Annotated in this window: 15 protein-coding genes and 3 pseudogenes; 4 read left to right on the forward strand and 14 right to left on the reverse strand. The window is 43.9% G+C overall.

All coding sequences use genetic code 11. The features are described 5' to 3' along the window. Window positions 1–97: 97 nt before the first annotated feature. The 13 genes and pseudogenes from QT994_RS05920 to QT994_RS05985 all read right to left on the reverse strand — a co-directional run bounded on the left by QT994_RS05920 (window position 98) and on the right by QT994_RS05985 (window position 8,413). Complete coding sequence (locus QT994_RS05920) at window positions 98–721, reverse strand: Uma2 family endonuclease (protein WP_333172474.1); 624 nt, start codon at window positions 719–721, stop codon at window positions 98–100. Window positions 722–1,103: 382 nt separating this feature from the next. Continuing rightward, window positions 1,104–1,388 carry an HNH endonuclease gene (locus tag QT994_RS27755; RefSeq protein WP_445243875.1) on the reverse strand — a complete coding sequence of 95 codons (285 nt, stop codon included), beginning with the start codon at window positions 1,386–1,388 and terminating at the stop codon, window positions 1,104–1,106. Next, entirely contained in the window at window positions 1,375–1,629 is a 255-nt protein-coding gene (locus QT994_RS05930) for a hypothetical protein (protein ID WP_333172478.1), read from the reverse strand. The genes QT994_RS27755 and QT994_RS05930 overlap by 14 nt, the downstream gene beginning before the upstream one ends. Before the next feature lie 32 nt (window positions 1,630–1,661). Continuing rightward, window positions 1,662–1,796 (reverse strand): hypothetical protein, encoded by a 135-nt coding sequence (locus QT994_RS05935; RefSeq protein WP_333172480.1) that lies wholly within the window; start codon window positions 1,794–1,796, stop codon window positions 1,662–1,664. Window positions 1,797–2,134: 338 nt separating this feature from the next. After that, window positions 2,135–2,689 carry a hypothetical protein gene (locus tag QT994_RS05940; RefSeq protein ID WP_333172482.1) on the reverse strand — a complete coding sequence of 185 codons (555 nt, stop codon included), beginning with the start codon at window positions 2,687–2,689 and terminating at the stop codon, window positions 2,135–2,137. A 124-nt stretch (window positions 2,690–2,813) separates the two neighbouring features. Further along, a pseudogene (locus tag QT994_RS27760) lies at window positions 2,814–3,915 on the reverse strand (ISAs1 family transposase). Window positions 3,916–3,967: 52 nt separating this feature from the next. After that, window positions 3,968–4,417: a hypothetical protein gene (locus QT994_RS05955; RefSeq protein ID WP_333172487.1), complete on the reverse strand. Its 450-nt coding sequence runs from the start codon at window positions 4,415–4,417 to the stop codon at window positions 3,968–3,970. 570 nt (window positions 4,418–4,987) lie between these two features. Further along, window positions 4,988–5,224, reverse strand: coding sequence for a DUF433 domain-containing protein (locus tag QT994_RS05960; protein ID WP_333172489.1), 237 nt, complete (start codon window positions 5,222–5,224; stop codon window positions 4,988–4,990). 123 nt (window positions 5,225–5,347) lie between these two features. Continuing rightward, window positions 5,348–5,587 carry a DUF4926 domain-containing protein gene (locus QT994_RS05965; RefSeq protein ID WP_333172491.1) on the reverse strand — a complete coding sequence of 80 codons (240 nt, stop codon included), beginning with the start codon at window positions 5,585–5,587 and terminating at the stop codon, window positions 5,348–5,350. Window positions 5,588–5,597: 10 nt separating this feature from the next. Then, window positions 5,598–5,918, reverse strand: a pseudogene (locus QT994_RS05970) (DUF6883 domain-containing protein); the annotation flags it as partial. 69 nt (window positions 5,919–5,987) lie between these two features. Next, window positions 5,988–6,233, reverse strand: coding sequence for a DUF433 domain-containing protein (locus QT994_RS05975; protein ID WP_333172493.1), 246 nt, complete (start codon window positions 6,231–6,233; stop codon window positions 5,988–5,990). Window positions 6,234–6,387: 154 nt separating this feature from the next. Further along, entirely contained in the window at window positions 6,388–7,365 is a 978-nt protein-coding gene (locus QT994_RS05980) for a heme o synthase (RefSeq protein WP_333172641.1), read from the reverse strand. 133 nt (window positions 7,366–7,498) lie between these two features. Then, complete coding sequence (locus QT994_RS05985; RefSeq protein WP_333172495.1) at window positions 7,499–8,413, reverse strand: heme A synthase; 915 nt, start codon at window positions 8,411–8,413, stop codon at window positions 7,499–7,501. Between the two features lie 563 nt (window positions 8,414–8,976). On the opposite strand from QT994_RS05985, the gene QT994_RS05990 reads away from it, so the two are divergent. From QT994_RS05990 to QT994_RS06005, 4 genes and pseudogenes are all read left to right on the forward strand, one after another. Continuing rightward, complete coding sequence (locus tag QT994_RS05990; RefSeq protein ID WP_333172498.1) at window positions 8,977–9,183, forward strand: hypothetical protein; 207 nt, start codon at window positions 8,977–8,979, stop codon at window positions 9,181–9,183. 220 nt (window positions 9,184–9,403) lie between these two features. Then, entirely contained in the window at window positions 9,404–10,837 is a 1,434-nt protein-coding gene (locus tag QT994_RS05995) for an ABC transporter substrate-binding protein (protein WP_333172500.1), read from the forward strand. A gap of 109 nt (window positions 10,838–10,946) precedes the next feature. After that, window positions 10,947–11,356: pseudogene (locus tag QT994_RS06000) on the forward strand (XisH family protein). Beyond that, on the forward strand, window positions 11,347–11,796 hold the full coding sequence (locus QT994_RS06005; protein ID WP_333172503.1) for a XisI protein: 450 nt from the start codon (window positions 11,347–11,349) through the stop codon (window positions 11,794–11,796). Before QT994_RS06000 ends, QT994_RS06005 begins: the two are co-directional and overlap by 10 nt. A 353-nt stretch (window positions 11,797–12,149) precedes the next feature. On the opposite strand, the gene QT994_RS06010 is transcribed toward QT994_RS06005, so the two are convergent. Beyond that, window positions 12,150–17,495: an AAA family ATPase gene (locus QT994_RS06010; protein WP_333172506.1), complete on the reverse strand. Its 5,346-nt coding sequence runs from the start codon at window positions 17,493–17,495 to the stop codon at window positions 12,150–12,152. Window positions 17,496–17,564: the final 69 nt, after the last annotated feature.

Genomic DNA, 17,564 nt, shown 5'->3' on the forward strand with positions numbered 1-17,564 from the left:
GGATGGTGGATTGCTATCGTAATCGATGAAATAATTGGCTCCCAATTGCTCGTACATTTCGTCAACTAACGATTGCAAGTCTAATAATTTGTAAACACTAAACTTCTGTCATCGCAACGATTTGAGCGATGGTTAATACCAACTGAGGAAACGTTGGAGAAACAATAATGGCTTCTCCTTGATATCGCTGTGCCTGATATTCACCATCGATTAAGCGGTTGATGGTCACCGTAGACTGTTTTGGAGAACCAATATACTGAACGCCTCCCAACCCTGCATAATCAACGATCCAATACTCCAGGATTCCTAAAGTTTCATACTCATTCAATTTGATGCGGTAATCATCCCGCCAATTCGTACTGACAACTTCGATCGCCAAGGGAGGTGGAATATAGGCAGCAGCAGAGGCAGAACTTTCACGCATTCTGACCCATTCTTCCTTGGCAAACACCACAATGTCGGCTTTACGACTCGATTCACTTTCGCCCGGGGGTGCGTTCAATCTGACTTGTTTACTTTGTCGAGGAACGTAGGGAAGGTTCAAGGATTGGCAATGATCTACCAAGAGACGACATAAACCATCGACGACATCCTCATGTTTGGCTGTGGGTTCACTCAGGGGCATGGCAACTCCATTGACTAGCTCGAATGACCTACCTGAGTCGTCATCCCAGTTGAGAAATTCCTCGAAGGAAAGGGTTTTTTGGGCGATGGCAACCATTGATATTAACCTTTTGCGTAGGTTGGCTCTCTGTTGTCTGTTTCTAGCTTAACGTGAGATAGATCGCTGCTCTTGTAGGGTGCGTTAACGAAGTATACCGTAAACTTTGACACCTCTTCTCGGTTTTACTGCCCGCGTCCTGGTTTGCAATCTACGAAACCTCATGCTTCTGTGTCGAGAAAACTGGCTAGCGAAATGGCGATCGCCGCTGCGATCGGATATTCAATTACGAATCATTGTGAGGTGGATGTAGAGCGATAGAATGCAGGACTCCTCGAAGATTGACTACTCCTTCTCGGTTGAGTTGCAGCCGATCGATGGTAGCGCGTCCAGTTGGTGTTAAGCCCAACATTTGAGTCGAATCGCTGCTCCAAGTAAAGTGTTAGCTCCAGTTATCCCGTCGAGGATGATAAAGTGGGACAGAGCCACCTGTAACGGGGTCGATCGCCTCACTATGACTGTATTTGAAATTGTTGCACCCTTGACAAGCGATCGCCAGATTATCCAAATCACTGGTGCCACCTTTGGAGCGAGGGATAATGTGTTCAATGGAGAAGGGGTCTGGAGAGAATTTAGCTTGACTGAGACAATACTCGCAGCAACCATTGGCGCGTTGTTTAATGAATAGTCGTTGCTGCTGTGTGAGGCGGGATTCAGGGATAATCAACGATCTCGGGATGAGGATTGATGCCGAGGGTTTGCATGAGCTCCGTCAGAGGTTGGTTGCGGAGGGTTGCGAGTTGAATTAAGGCTTGAATGCGGGCAACATTGAGTTGTTCAAGGCGATCGCTCATTTGGATCAGTTGCTTGTGTTCTTCGGGAGTCAGGGTTTCCACATGACGCTTGGCGATGAGGGCATGGTATTCTTCCCAGGTTTGTGCACTAAAGCCGATGTTAATGGTGGTCATGGTTGTCTTGGCAGCAACATCTGTTCATCATTTTAGCGATCGCAGGCAGCAATTTCACTCGCGTCAACTTCAAAAGCTCCAGTTTCGATGTCAACAGCCACAATTTTCCCATGATTACCCTCCTCAACTTGGCAGCGCACCTGAGAATTCATAGATTTCAGTGCCACGTCGAGCGAACTCTTCTTTGCTGTAGCGGGGTTGTCGAACTGTCATCGGCATGACCTCGATTTCAAAATTACCCCTCTATTAGACCTCTTGCAAAAGTCCTTTTAATCAAATTTTGGGACGGGCTAGAAGCCCATCCCACAAGAAAAAAGATTTTTGTGGAACGGGCATCTTGCCCGTGCCAGCTATTTTTGCAAGAGGTCTATTTTACCCTGAGCAACAAAGATGGCGATCGCTCAAGTGAGTTGAGCAAAAGTGAAGTGGTTGGGTTGCCTACGTCAACCCAACTTATGAGCGATAGCACTTATGAATGTTGAACCATTTGAATCGGCAAGAGGTTCTACTTGCAAACGCCTGTATAGTTCATAAATCTAATTGGATCTATATCAATACGACCAAAACTGTGTTGTTGAGGGCGCGATCGCTTATGTGAATCAAATGCGGGGGGATTTGGAAACCCACAGAATGTACCATTTCCTACTGAGAAATAGACAGTAGCTCCATTGTCAAAATAACCGCTTGGCAAGGTGCAGATACCAGCGTTTTTACCAAAACTGCCTGGATCTTGCCTTCCTAGACTGGGGGCTTTATTTACTTTTTGGAAAAATTCTAAATGCTTTGGACTAACAAAACCGCAGTAGGACGTTCCGTTAGCATAAAAAACTGTTCCCCCATCGTCAAAGTACCCCACACGAGGCTGATTAGGAGTTCTATCGACCCAAATCATTGTTTTGGGTCTTATACCTTTTTTATGGAAAATTTCACTCGCAAGCCCATCACCAATTCTCCAGTCCCATTCACTTAAGAATTGGTTATAAGGCTTTTCATAAGTTCCACCATCAGTATCAGTGTAATAAATCTTTTGTTCCCGATCGTTAAATCCATGGACTGCCACCCAGTGCATTTCGGGCCATGTACCAAAAACTTTTCCAGGTTTGAAGCTACCAACTCGCCGCAATACAAGTACAGGTTTTCCTTGACTCAGCAGGTTTTTCAGTTGATCGAGATTAGCCCCAGGGCTATTTCATTCTGAACAAGATTTTGAGTGTGTTAAGATTAAAGCCAGCACTTCGTTGCGCTTGAGCCATGTTATTAAAACCGTTATCTCGGTACAAATTGAGGGCAAAATTGCGGGCGATTGCCCAAATTTGCACCAGTGGTGGGGTGCGAATACGAGAAGCATCCTCGCCTTGAGTTACGTCTCGAACATAATGGACTTTGTTCTCAACGCCCCAGTACCCTCGAATTCGTGCTGCAAAAGCTTGAACCGTATCGATAAATGAGGCAACGTAATAGCGAGTTTCGGTGGAGACTTCAAAGATGGTCCCCCGATGCACAAGGCGTTCGGACTGAACTCGAATCAAGGTTTGTAGTCCAGGGAAATCGGGAATTCCATCAAGGATATGACTAATGCTGACGGTGCGTTTTTCAATGCGACCATGCCCTTTATTGATTTGTTGGGTCGTTGCTTGTGGTTGAAAATTGGCTACTACAGCTGCAAGTAAGCCTGACTGATTGCCTTTGAGTGCACCGATATAGTCGTTATGGCTGTCAATGATTGCAGTCGCTGTTTTTTTGGGTGCTGATGGCATCAAAAGCGAACACCACTCCTTGTAATGCCATCTGTTTGATGAAGGCAGGCAAAGCAGTGATTTCATTCGTTTTCGACTCGACTTCGTAGGGTTCTAGAATCAAGCCCCGCTCGACAATATAAGCCGTGACCAGCATAATCGCCGGATGTGAGTCTACTGTGGGGTCATCGCTGATGGCTTCATAAGAGCCTCGCAGCACCTTGCCGTCGGTGGCAATGGTTTCTCCAGGTAAAGGTTGAATGCCGAAGAATCGAGATAAACAAGCCGAGTAATCCCGGTAATCGAGTCGCAACAGTGTCCGCCGAATTGTGCTGTAAGACGGTAAGCGCCCTTTGGGTGGCGCAAACATGGCTACCAATTCATCATGGTAGGCCCAAAGCCAGTCTCCAATCGCCAGAAATCCACGATTTCCAGCCGTCACCGACAGAGTAAACAAAGCTAAACATAGAGCTTGCGTATGGCGTTGTCCTGCGGTACGCCGCGTATCAGGCAGGGCTGTAAAAGCTTCGACAATGGCAAGTTGAGACATCGTAGACGCGCCTGATAGTGAGAATCAATCCAATATCATATCAGCCTTTCGATCAGAATGAAATAGCCCTGAGATTAGCCCCGCTTACATCTTTAGCATTTCCTCCTTCCCATCGATTCATTACATCTCGTATTTCTGATGGCTCAAGCCCTGTTTTAAAGCTACTTGTATTTGCACAGGTCTTTAGAATCCCTGAACCAATACAGACCTGTTTAGGGATGATTCCATGATCGCTCTGGGCAACAGACCTTACACTATCGTAGTCAACTCGATTACCATAAAATGCTAAAACTCTAGCAGCAGAATTCGGTCCGCAACTCCAACTATCATCCTGATTACCTGTACTGGGTAATGTAAGCCAAGCGTATCCATTCCTTACATTTACCTGCTGTGCATTTGCAGGATTTGGAGATAGAAGGGAATTTGGCAAAACTAGAGAAGTTATGCTGCTGCCTATCGCAACTACAAAAGCTAAAAATATTGACGGATACCATCTTTTCATCAGCGTTACCTCAAAAGATCAGAGCAAAGATTGAGAAAACAAAGAGCTACCGAGATTTATAACCCACGGCTATAGATCTCGTTCTAACTGAATTCAGCCTAATCTCCATACATCTACCTTGTAAGTCGGATAAGGTCAGGAGAAAGTCAGATGCACTGTACAAATAATCCTGCGATCGCACATTAATACAGTGATGTAAACCCACTTTAGAGATCGCACCCCACCAACAAATTTTCGACTGCGCCCTGACAGATAACTTCGCGCTCTAACCTATAATTGTATCGCAGTTGCGGTACAATACCCAATAGACATCTCCCATAATTAGGTTTTTGTCCATGTAGGGCAATGCTTCCAGAATCTTTTTAGGAGATGTCTAATACAATAGAAAAATACCGCCGATCGCTGATATGTAGCCTTTCTCAAAAAGGTGAGGTACGAATTTTGAGCTGGAAAGCTTGACACTACAGGGTTTCTGTATACCTCATTTATCTGAGAACCGCTATATGTCACCAAAGGTGGCAGTAATCCACACAGAAGTCGCTGGTGATAGATGAGCATTCAACCAAATTGTCATGCAGCTAAAAAGGGATGGTCGAGTTTGCGGACTGCATACAGAAGCGCAGCTTTAATATCCTCAAGTTCCAAGTCTGGCAATTCTTCGAGAATTTGTTCAAAACTCAAACCTGCAGCTAGCAACTCTAGGATATCGATGACTCGAATCCGCATTCCCCGGATGCAGGGACGACCGCCACATTGTCTTGGGTTCACTGTGATTCTGTCAAACAGATAAGCAACGGATGCTGGCATTGGTTAAAATTGTTTGAAACCTTTGTCTCTAGCTTACTTCATTTATCGCCCCCAACTCACACCGCGATATAATTCTGCGATCGCCACTTCCAACTCAATACTTTGTAAAGTATTATTCGTAGGTTAGGCGTAGGCAGGAAGTGGATCATAAACGAGTTGCATGAGTTTTTCTGAAGTAACGGTTTCCATTGCATAGGTATTACCTTGAGCATCGGCAAAATCTACTAGATAAGCGCGATCGTCAAAGCTCATGAGAATAGTGCCAACTTGTCCCGGTCGCAGCAAAATCGGCTGAGAGGTTGCTTTATGGATTGCGTGAATTTCTTCGGTCAAGGCAACAACATCATACTCGTGTAACGTCATCACAGTATCCTCACTTATTGACAGGATAGGTATTAGTTAGCCTGGGAAAGTCTTCATCGGTGCGAATCATCCAACATGACAGCACCCAAGAGCTTCCGGTTTCCGTAGTCATGAAAAATTTGATATCATACTGGGTTCCATAGTTGTCTGTTTTATAAATTTCTGCCTCCTGATTGACCGCACATTCTAATAAAGCGACTTCTAAAATAGCTTTGTTTTCTAGTGTAATCCCCAATCGATTTCTAAACAGGATGGCTTTATCTTTTCCTTTGGGATGCTGCATATTTAGTGAGTATCGCTCAAGCTTGTCGCCAAGCAGTGCCTTCTCTCCGTTAGGTAATTTCCTCTGTCGAAATGGTCAAGTCACTTGGTAGAAAGTTTTCATTGGCCAGAAACCACATTAACTTGCCTCAGCAAAGAGTAAAGGTGTGTAAAATACGTCTTCTTTGAGGCATTCGGCAGCGAAAGCAAACACTGCTTGGATAGATTCAGGATTAAGGATTGGGTAGTTTTCGATAACTTGTTGCTGAGTCCAACCTTCTGAAAACAACCCTAAAACAAACTCCACGGATAGTCGTGTCCCCTTAATTACAGGCTTGCCAAGCAGAATTTTAGGATTTGAGTGAATGTGTGCTTTCCAGTTCACGATCAGTTCGCCTCTATGGAATTTTTATTAGCTCTTTTTTTAACCGCAGATGCACGCAGATTAACGCAGATGGGAGAATGACTACCGCTATTTTACCATAAACAAAACCCGCAAGATGCGGGCTTCATTTTAAGAATTGCAATTTAACAAAAGACTACATCACAACTGCACTAATTAAAGTTTGCACATTTTGTACAACAGCAGTAGTAAAATTATGAGTCACAGGCAAACTGTCAACCACTATTCCCGCGCACAATAGCATCAGGTACAGAATAGAGTATTTAAAGAGCGATCGCGCAACAATCTTATCCTCAGGAGTCTGCAACAGCAACCAAGCTTTTTGGGCAAAAATAGCACCGAGGAAAATAGCTGTTCCCGCATACACCGCGCCCGCTAAATGCAGGGGGTAAACTAGCAGCAAAGTTGCAGGAATCATCAATAGCGTGTAAATCCAAATTTGGCGGGCTGTGGCTTCGTCGCCCTCAATTACGGGTAACATCGGGACGCCTACTTCCTTGTATTCATCGCGAATCATCATTGCTAATGCCCAAAAATGTGGCGGTGTCCACAGGAATATAATCCCAAACAGTAGCCACGCACCCCAACTCAAATCTCCTGTCACCGCAGCCCACCCAACTAGCGGGGGAATCGCCCCTGCTGCACCGCCGATGACGATGTTTTGCACGCTGTGACGCTTCAGCCAGTGGGTGTAAATTAGGACATAGAAAAGGATGCCTGACATTGCTAGCAATGCGGCTAATAAGTTGGCAACAACTGTCAGCAATGTAAAGGATATTGTAGCTAGGGCGATCGCAAATATCAAAGCATCCCGCTTCTTGACACGCCCGGAAGGAATCGGTCGCCACCGGGTGCGCTCCATAATATAATCGATGTCACTGTCGTAGACACAATTAATCGTATTCGCCGACGCAGAAGCTAAAGCACCTCCAGTAATAGTTGATACCAGCAATAGCGGATCGACTTCTCCTTTGGCGGCCATCCACATTCCTGCTGAGGTAGTGATTAGCAGCAGTAAAATAATTCTGGGTTTTGTTAGTTGATAGTAACTTTTCACCACTTGCGAAAAGTTTTCGTGGAGGCGGGGCCTGTCGTTGGAAAGGATTTCTTGCATCGGTTGTAAGCTGTTAGTAATTATTTGCGAATTCGTCATTAGTCATTAGGTTGGAGTGGCGGGTTTTACGATAAGTTATTGGTGTAGCTACAAGGATTAATAAACCCGCCGCCTCTTACTTTAGTCTTATCTCTCAAGCTGATAAAACTCGATCGCGCCAAGCTAAAACACTAAAAGCTATCAGGGTTCCCAGCAAAGCAGCACCGACTGCTTGGTGGGCGACTGTCAGCGGTTCTACCTGAAGGTGCAGCCGGAAAGTTGCTAATCCGAGAACTAATTGAGCAATGAGGCAAACACTCGCCCAATTAGCCAGTTTTCGCAAATTTGGACTCAGTGCAGGCTGGCGCCAAGCCATGACTGCTACGGCTAAAGTCGCTGCTGTAGCTGGTACGATACCGACGATGTGGCTGTTCATTACCGAGCACAATTCTGAGGAGTCCAAACATTGGTGCAGTGCCCATCTAGAGCCTACTAATGCTCCTAGCAAACTTTGCAGGTAAACTAACAATGCTGCGATCGAACTTACCCAAGCTAATTTGCCGACATTTCCTGTAGCTTCGTAGGGAGTCAGCATGAAACCGATGACTAGCAGCGCACCAAAAAACAGTAAAGCTGTTCCCAAGTGAGCCGTAACGATGTCAAATCTGAGCAGTTGTGTTACTGTCAAGCCGCCCAATACGCCTTGAAAAACGATTAAAAATACTGCCCCAGCGCTCGCCCAAGGCAGCCATTTTGGCAGGCGGCTGCGGTAAAACAAAGATAGTCCTAAAAGTGCGATCGCGCTTAAACCGATCGCTGCTGCGTCCAACCGGTGAAACCACTCCAGAAATACCTGCAAATTCATTTGCGCTGCAGGTATTAATTGACCGTAGCACAGCGGCCAGTCGGGGCAAGCGAGCCCCGCATTCATGACTCGCGTGGCGCTGCCTACAGCCATTAACAGCCAGGTTGCGATCGCAATTTTCCACACTAGGCCGCGGATAATATCTTTTGGCTGCCACTGCACTCCTGCTGCTGCGTTTGGCTGATTTAAAACTGAGTTTGCCATGGAATTTACCTTAGCCTTTGTTATCGATCGAACTTAATTAAATATCGAGGTTTTGCTTTGGCTGAGCTTACCCTAGCTTAACACTCTTTTTCTGTGACCAACCGTCATTTTTACTACCTTAGCGACACTTTTATCCAATTAGTTTGTCTTTATAGTTTTTTCAACTTTCTTCTTTATATTACAAAAGATGTCGTTTATTTTGTCAAACTTAAAAAAAGTTTAATCTTTCCTCGCTCCTGGATAATTAAAAACTCCCCCAGTGTCTAGGTTGGGCGGAAAAATAAAGATTTAATTAAGAAAAAGAATTTATTCAATAATTGTGATACGAACCGCTCAAAAATGTTTACAAAAAGCTAAACAACATAAAAAAACCTATAAAGTAGGATTCGCCACAGACTATATTTAGCTGATTGTTCTACCTTAGTAGGAAGTATGACCGCAAATAAAACGGCCGTCAACAAGTTAAGTAAGCTATAAACCAGCCACTGTTTACTCCATGCCTCATAGCCGCGAGCAAGGAGTTAAAGGATGGAAAAAAAACAGGGAAAATACCGGGTTCCCTAGTGGCCCTAGTTGGCTGCATAGCGATCGCACCCCCACCGATCGCAGACTCAGGAGACGCGGTGCCTGAAACAGCACCAGAAATCACACCAGAAATGGCTCCCACCCCCAGCAGCGCCAAATACGACGAAGAAGCCAAACCCTCAGAGACGGGACACTCCGCAGGTATCACAGTCAACCTCACTGGATCTAAGCTGCTACGCAGTTAGATTGTAGAATATCAAGTAGAAATAAATTACCAAGCGCTAAAATATATGTATATGTCAGCCAAAAATCATCTATCTCCAGTAGAACAATTAGAATAATGGCTACATAAATTGTTGAATGAAGGAAAACTTGTTATTAAATGCGCTACATCCCGTACATTGCTCGTTGCCGAACTTGCTTCCTTCTTGGAATCTAAAACCTAAAATCTAAAATTCTGCAGCCATGTCCCAAAAAAACGAAACCGCTGTTCTGGTATTATCGCTCCTAATTACGATCGGGCTAGCCGGTGCAGGTATTTGGTGGCTGACAAGCCGAGGCGGCATCAATCTCGGAGGTTCATCACCCCCAAATCAGACATTTCCAAAGTCTGCGACGGGGAATTCGCCGCAATCAGAGGAGGCAATTGGGCAGCGTCTGAGTGCCGGACAAAAACTGTTAATTCCAGAGCAAGCCACAACAACTAAACAAGCAGCAGTGCAGGCGATCGCATCTGGCAACTATAACGCAGCTATTTCCGACTTACAAGCTTCGCTGAAAACCAATCGCAACGATCCCGAAGCACTAATTTACCTCAACAACGCCCGCATCGGCGATCGCAAATCCTACACAATTGCCGCCGCAGTTCCCATTGGCGCCGATATCAATGGTGCTCAAGAAATTCTGCGGGGCGTCGCTCAAGCTCAAAATGAAATCAACCAAAGCGGCGGCATTAGCGGTACTCCATTAAAAGTGGTAATTGCTAACGATGACAACAACCCAGAAATTGCCGCGCAAATTGCCAGCGCGCTCGCAAATAACTCTGAAGTTTTAGGAGTGATCGGGCATTTTAGTTCTGACGCAACGCTAGCATCCAGCAAGATTTACCAGCAAAATCAATTAGTAGCAATTTCTCCGATCAGTACCTCGGTGCAACTCTCTGGAATTGGCAGCAATATATTTAGGACAGTGCCGAGCGATCGATTTGCTGCGAATGCTCTTTCCCGCTATATGCTGACAAAATTGCAAAAGAAAAAAGCTGCTGTATTTTTCAATTCTGCTAGCAATTATAGCAAATCTTTAAAAAGTGAATTCACTACTGCTCTTTACGGAGATGGCGGACAAGTAGTATCGGAATTTGACTTTGCTAAGGGTAATTTTAATGCGACCGACAGCTTTAAAAGCGCGATCGCCCAGGGAGCAGAAGTGATTATGTTAGCAGCCAATACCGCCACGCTCGACCAAGCTTTGCAAGTAGTGCAAGTAAACGCCAAACGCCTGCCTTTACTCGCAGGAGACGACGTTTATACTGCTAAAGTCCTGCAAATCGGTGGCGCGGCAGCAACAGATATGGTGCTGGCAGTTCCTTGGCACATTCTCGCAGATCCGCAGTTAAGCTTTCCCCAAACATCCAAAAAACTTTGGAATGCTGAAGTCAGTTGGCGCACAGCTTTAGCTTACGATGCGGCGATCGCCTTAATTGTCGGTTTAGAGCGCAATCCAACTCGTACAGGCATTCAACAAGCTTTATCGGCGTCAGATTTTTCGGCAAATGGAGCATCCGGCCCGATTCGGTTTTTACCTTCGGGCGATCGTAATCGAGCAGTTCAGTTAGTAACTGTTAAACCCGGAAATCGCACCAGTTACGGTTACGAGTTTGTGCCGATATCCGGTTTGTAAACTATTGGCAATCGCCCCATTTAGGTTATAATATTCATTGGTAAGTTCTAGGGCGGGTCAAGCAAAAATACTTACAAGATGAGTAGTTATCTGCAACTAGAAAACTTGTATGGTAAAAGATCGGTTTCATGGTGTTGTTAAGACTGGTTTAGAAAAGCAAGGTTGGCAGATTACGGCCGGTCCTATGAAATTAATGTTGATGATGTAGATTTTGAGATTGATTTAGCAGCGGAACAACTGTTAGCCGCCCAGCGAGATCATCAGAAAATAGCTGTAGAAGTTAAAAGTTTCATTAGCCCATCCAATGTTTCAGATTTTCATACTGCATTGGGATAATTTCTCAATTATCGCGATGCGCTTGAAATGATTGAACCCGATCGCCGCCTCTATCTAGCGGTGCGAGTGCCAATTTATGAAAGTTTCTTTCAACGACGGTTTATTGTGGCTGCGCTTGGGCGATATCAACTACGATTGATGATTTATGATGTGCAACAGGAGGTTATTGTTCAATGGCTATAGAGCAATATCGGCAATACATTCGTCATCTTCTTTCAGAACGGCGAGAGCGCATTTCGATACAACGAAATACGCAAGAATACGAAGTGCAAACCCTTTTTGATACTGAGCAAGATCATTATCAATTTCTGTATGTGGGTTGGCGTGGAAATAAACGCGATTTTGGCTGTATTCTGCATCTTGATATCAAGGGTGGAAAAATTTGGATTCAACATGACGGTACTGAAGTCGGAATTGCGAACCAACTCGTCGAACTGGGAGTGCCTAAAGAAGATATTGTTTTAGCATTCCATGAACCCGATGTACGCCAGTTTACTGATTTTGGTACTGAGGGCGCTCGCCCTCAGTTTCGGGTAGCTAAATTAGGTGTAACCGATTGGGCGAAGGAGTTATTTCTGCTACATAAGATTGACATAAATATAACTTATACCAATTTTTTATGAGGCTGCATAGAATCAGATCCCCCCTAGCCCCCCTTATTAAGGGGGGGACAAGATTCCGCTCAAAGTCCCCCTTCTTAAGGGGGATTTAGGGGGATCGAGATATGTGCAACTTCACATTAAATTGGTATTACGCAAAAAACCCGGTTGAGCCGAAAAATAGTGGATCTCTCGCCTGAGAGATTGACGGAGAAACCAGGTTTTTGCCCCTGGATACGTCCAGGAATGATAAATCTAAAATTTTCAATTCATGTCCCAAAAAAATTAGGTATAAGTAGTCAAGCAAAATTAATTATATATTTTTCTCCAAAGCCTCGAAAGATATTTGACACTGCCGCCACTAAATTTTCCCATACTTACTTCTGTTTGATTACTACCAAAGTAATGTCATCAAAGACTTTTTGCTCCCCGATGTATCGCCGCACGTCGTCAATAATAGCTTGCTTGATTTCTGCTGCTGACTTTTCCCTGTTAAGGGCAACAAGTTCAATTAAGGGCTCGATACCATATTCATCTTTATTCATATCAAAAGCTTCGGTAATTCCATCTGTGTAGAGTACGACAACATCCCCGGAATTTAACTGTATTTCAGTAGTAGCAATGAAATCGGCAATATCTGGTTCCAAGGCGATCGGAAAGCCTAACTCCATAGTATCAATCCGCTCTACTTCGCCGCTAGAACGCAGGACAATCACCTCTTCGTGCTGTCCGCTCAAACGCAGGATGTTGTCTCCCCGATATTCCAGCAAAGAAAGGCTCATACTTTTACCGCAATTCATGCGCTCTACGTTGTCAAAAAGCGTTTGGTTGACTGTCTGCAATAATTTCACTGGGTCGGTTTCATTGTGAACCAATAAAGTGCGAATTGCTGTTTGCGCCATAATCATTAATACGCCGCTTTCTAAACCGTGTCCTGTCACGTCGCCGATGCCAATTGTGGCTTTACCGCCGTGATTTAGTACGTCGTAGTAGTCGCCGCCAACTTCATCAGCCGGTTCCATGAATGCAGCAATTTCTAACCCTTCAATTGACTCTAATTCCTGCTGTTGAGGCAAAATCATTTGTTGCAGGCGGCGGGTTACGTCTAGTTCGGCACTCATGCGAATATTTTCTACTTTTAGCCGTTCGTTCAAACTCAATATTTGTGTATTAGCTTGGGCTAATTCTGCGGTACGGTCTTCTACTTTTTGCTCTAAAGTTCGGTTGTAATCTTCTAATTGTTCGTAGAGACTTGCATTTTCAATTGAGATCGCAGCTTGAGCGGCAATGATTTTTAAAGTTTCCACTCTTTCCGAGGTGAATGCGCCGAGCGCCAAATTATTTTCTAAGTAGAGAATACCACCTAGTTTGCCTTGATTGAGTAGGGGAGTGCAGAGGATCGATTTGGGTTGAGTAGCGGTAATGTAAGAATCCCCAGTAAATAGTCCTTCATCGGTGGCGTTATTTAATACTACATTTTCGTGGCTGCGAGCGACGTAGTTAACTATGGCGGTTGACAGCAAGGGCATTCCAGTTGCAGGATCTACGGAATCTACGGGAATGGATTGCATAATGGTAATGATCTCGCATTCTACTGCTGCTTCCGCTTCAATCGCCCAATTTCCGCCTTGATCCAGAATCAGAAAACCTTTTTGGGCGCCTGCGTTTTCAATCACAGTTTTCATCACCTGGTTTAACAATTGTTCTAGAACGATTTCACCGGAGATAGCTTGGGATGCTTTCATTACTGCGGCAAAATCTAGCGCTTCGCCGGAATTGCTACCAGTTGTGGTGATTGGATTAATGATATTATTTTCAGTATCTGTTCGGGTTGAACTAAGCGACTGAAGGGCTAAAAATTGCGGGTATCGCGCTTCCAAATCTTTGACTTTAGCTACAGCCCCCCAACGCTGATAGGCATAGTGGGCATCTTGCAGGTAGTGACGGGCAACATGATTTTGATTCCTGGCTAAATAAAACCTGGCTGCTAGTTCGTAGGCGAGGGCCTCTTCGTTGAGATATTCGTTTTCGCGGGCTAAGATGATGGCTTTGTCGTAATATTCTCTGGCATCCTTATCGTTGCCTAATACGCGATCGCGTTCCGCTTCGACTAGATAGAATTTGTGCAGGTAATTCATGGGAGCCTGCTTTGCCCATGTTTCCATTTTTTCTTGTTTAGCAGCTACCTTTGCCAGGATTTCTTCTTTTTCCGTCTCTGAGGAATTAGGATATAGCGCCAATCGGGCTAACATATCGTATAAATAGACAACAGGGAGAATAAAAAAGGAAGCTGCATTAGCTGAGTATTCTTCAAAGCGGTCTGCATTCTCCACAGCTTGCTGAAATTCCTCGAAAAGATAACAGAGGATAACTTTATGGGAATAAGCGTGCATGAGCGCAGTTCGATCGCCACCTGCTTGATGGACTGGCATCATCTTTTGTTCGTCGTATACTTCGCCAATCAAATAGCAGGGATTTTCTACTTGTTCCACCAAGTTCAGGATCGCCTGCATCAAGATTTGATTCCAATGAATATATGCTTCCTGTTTAGTTTGATAAGTAACTTCAAGGGATTTCGCCATCTCTTTCTTGGCATCGCTCAGCTCCACACCGCTGAGGTACAAAGCATAAGCATAGCTCTGCCTAATACTAGCAGCATATTCAAGATCTCCAGTTTCTATCCCACTTTGATAAGCTTCTATGCACAAAGAAGATGTGTCTTTGAGCGGTTCATTCCAATGCTTGAGAAATCCCTTATATATTGCATAAACTCTTGCTTTGAATGTTCTATCTTTGAATCGTTCTAGTAATTTCAAAGCAAGTTGACCAAACTGATAGCCAGCGTCAAGCTCTCCTGACGAGCAGAGGATCAGTGCGTAACCTACATACGGAAAAGCAGAGCCAGCAAAATTACCATACTGAATCGATAAATTTACCTGTCGGCACCAATTTAACAAGCTCAGTTGATTAATTGCTATGAACGCAGGGCCAAATAAGTAGTTCATCACCCGCATAGCTGCTAGTTTATACGGGTCGGTCATTTGCGGTAAGTCGATTAGATCCTGGGCTTGCCTGCCCGCTAAAGCAGATTTTATCTGCTCCATCTCTTGTGCCAGATCGGATTGGTTCGGTCGTTGCGGTAATTCTACCCCTAATAATTTCATAACTTCTAGCCCAATGTCGATCGCCTCTAGGAATTTCATTTGGGCGCAATAAGCTTGCATTTTAATTTCATAGAGTTTTACTTTCTCTAACAACGTTTGGGCTTTTTGTAAAACTACCCCAGCTAAGCGCTCCATTTCATCGTAGTTGGCAATTGTATAAGCTGTTTCTGCTGCTTCTAAATGCAAATCTAAGGTAAGGTTGTACTGCTGCAACCAACTCTTTTTATTTAACAAACTTAAGCCGATCTGAAGGTAATTGAAAGCTGGTTGGCTAGCCGCTGAAGATTTGGCTTTTTTACCTGCCTTTAAGTTTAATCGAGCTAACTCGTATCGCTCTATTTGTCGCTCGATCAGCGCACGGCCTTTGTTTAACTGATTGACAATATCAAACAGCTTCTGTGACAATTCTTCAGATGATGTATTTTGGAGTAATAACCTTCCCACTCGCAGATGTACTGACTGTCTATCTGCTTCGGAGATGAGAGAGTAAACTGCTTGTTGAATGCGATCGTGAGCAAATTTGTATTCTGCAACTAACCGATCTGACAAACCTGCTACATCAAGTTCCGCCAACTGATAAGCATGGCTGAGGGGTATAATTAGATTAGATTGGAGTGCTGACCGTAAATCTGTTGCTGTTTCTTGAAGAGATTTTTCGTAGATAATCGCTAGTGTTTTCAAGTCAAACTGATTTCCTACGCAAGCTGCTAATTTTAAGACTGCCTGAGTTGCTGTCGGGAGTTTTTTTAAATTTTTGCTCGTTAGTTCTAAAACGTTATCTGTAAGCGGTTGCGCTTTGATTCGTTCTAAGTCCCACTGCCATTGCTGAGATTCGTAGTTAAAATACAACCATGCTTCAGAATGCAGTGATTTTAAGAATTCATTGATAAAAAACGGATTGCCACCAGTTTTTTGTTGGAGCAATTCGGCAAGTGGCTTAGCATTTTTTGATTCCGCAAGAAGTGTATCAACTAAAAGTTGCGTAATATCGGTTAATGCTAAAGGTGTCAAGAATATTTTATTAATTGTTGTTGCTTTGGCTTTCTCAATATTTTCCAATGTATGAATTAGCGGATGTGCCGAGCTTACTTCATTATCGCGATATGCGCCAATAAAAAATAGATATTTACGATCTGCTACTGTCATCAGCAGTTGAATTAATTCCAGCGAGGCTCCATCTGCCCACTGCAAATCGTCTAAGAAAATTACTAACGGATGTTCGGGCTGAGTGAATATATTAATAAATTTTTGAAAAACCAAATTAAAGCGATTCCTCTGTTCTGCTGGAGGCAGATCTGGTAGGGGTGGTTGGGAACCAATAATTAGTTCTACTTCAGGAATAACTTCAACGATTACCCCTCCAGCTTCCCCTAATTCTGCTTGGATTTTATCTCGCCACTTGCTAATTTGGGCATCGCTTTCTGTTAGTAACTGCCGTACTAATGAACGAAATGCCTGAATTAAGGATGCGTAGGGAGTATCTCGTTGAAACTGGTCAAATTTACCCGAAATAAAATAGCCCCGTTGTTGAGTCAGCGGCTTATATATCTCCTGGATTAATACTGTTTTTCCAATCCCAGAATATCCAGAAACCAGCATCATTTCACTGGTTTCTTGACTAACTCGCTCGAAAGCAGCTAATAAGGCAGAAACTTCCCGTTCTCGCCCGTACAGTTTTTGGGGAATTTGAAATCGATCGGAAATATTGTGCCGAGCAATTGGGAAAGGATCAATTTGCTCTTTGCTCTGCCACTGTCTGAGACATTCTTGTAAATCTGCCTTTATTTGATATGCTGACAAGTAGCGTGCCTCAGCATTTTTTGCCATTAATTTCAACACAATGGTCGAAATAATAGGTGGAACTTCTGGTTTGACTTCGTGCGGTGGGATAGGTTGTTTAGCAATATGACAATGCACTAATTCCAAAACATCATTCGTGGGGAAAGGTAACTGTCCGGTTAGTAATTCATAAAAAGTTATCCCCAGCGAGTAAAAATCAGTGCGGTAATCGATTCTTCGATTCATGCGACCTGTTTGTTCTGGCGAGAGATAAGCTAGCGTTCCTTCTAATACGTTCGGGTTGCGAAAGGTTGGGTTTTCTCGCGACAGTGTTGTGCAAATGCCAAAATCAATTAGCTTCAGCTTACCTGTCTGCTGATTGAAAACAATATTTGATGGGTTAATATCTTTATGAATAATGTGCTGCTGGTGAACCTGACCGAGAATGTCAACAATCTCAATTGCCAGATGGAGAAATTCAGCAATTGTAAATTGTTTCTTAGCGATTATCTGATTGAGGGATTCGGCACCAAAATCTTCTAACTCAATTACCCACTGATTTTCTAGGTTTTGGAAGCTGTAAACATCTATTACGCCTGGTAAGTAAATGTTTTGGGTTATTTCATACTCTCGCTTAAACCAGGCAATTTTTTCAGGTGAAGGATAGGCTTGTTTGAGCATTTTGAGGATAACAGGCAGATTGTCTGCTTGCCGATATCCGCGATAGACTAACGAGTTACTGCTCTCATGCAGTTTTTCAGTAATTTGGTAATTTTGCATAATTAGGTTTTGAGGATAAAAAACCGCAACAAGTGCGGTTTGAGCTTGTGAAATATCAATCTACTTTCC

Source organism: Microcoleus sp. S13_B4 (assembly GCF_036700885.1).
In the GTDB taxonomy this organism is placed as follows: domain Bacteria; phylum Cyanobacteriota; class Cyanobacteriia; order Cyanobacteriales; family Microcoleaceae; genus Microcoleus.

Bases quoted from the DNA above. Each gene is read 5' to 3' on its own strand.
- QT994_RS05920 (WP_333172474.1), bottom strand. From the start codon at position 721: ATGGTTGCCATCGCCCAAAAAACCCTTTCCTTCGAGGAATTTCTCAAC.
- QT994_RS05930 (WP_333172478.1), bottom strand. From the start codon at position 1,629: ATGACCACCATTAACATCGGCTTTAGTGCACAAACCTGGGAAGAATAC.
- QT994_RS05955 (WP_333172487.1), bottom strand. From the start codon at position 4,417: ATGAAAAGATGGTATCCGTCAATATTTTTAGCTTTTGTAGTTGCGATA.
- QT994_RS05960 (WP_333172489.1), bottom strand. From the start codon at position 5,224: ATGCCAGCATCCGTTGCTTATCTGTTTGACAGAATCACAGTGAACCCA.
- QT994_RS05965 (WP_333172491.1), bottom strand. From the start codon at position 5,587: ATGACGTTACACGAGTATGATGTTGTTGCCTTGACCGAAGAAATTCAC.
- QT994_RS05980 (WP_333172641.1), bottom strand. From the start codon at position 7,365: ATGCAAGAAATCCTTTCCAACGACAGGCCCCGCCTCCACGAAAACTTT.
- QT994_RS05985 (WP_333172495.1), bottom strand. From the start codon at position 8,413: ATGGCAAACTCAGTTTTAAATCAGCCAAACGCAGCAGCAGGAGTGCAG.
- QT994_RS05995 (WP_333172500.1), top strand. From the start codon at position 9,404: ATGTCCCAAAAAAACGAAACCGCTGTTCTGGTATTATCGCTCCTAATT.
- QT994_RS06005 (WP_333172503.1), top strand. From the start codon at position 11,347: ATGGCTATAGAGCAATATCGGCAATACATTCGTCATCTTCTTTCAGAA.
- QT994_RS06010 (WP_333172506.1), bottom strand. From the start codon at position 17,495: ATGCAAAATTACCAAATTACTGAAAAACTGCATGAGAGCAGTAACTCG.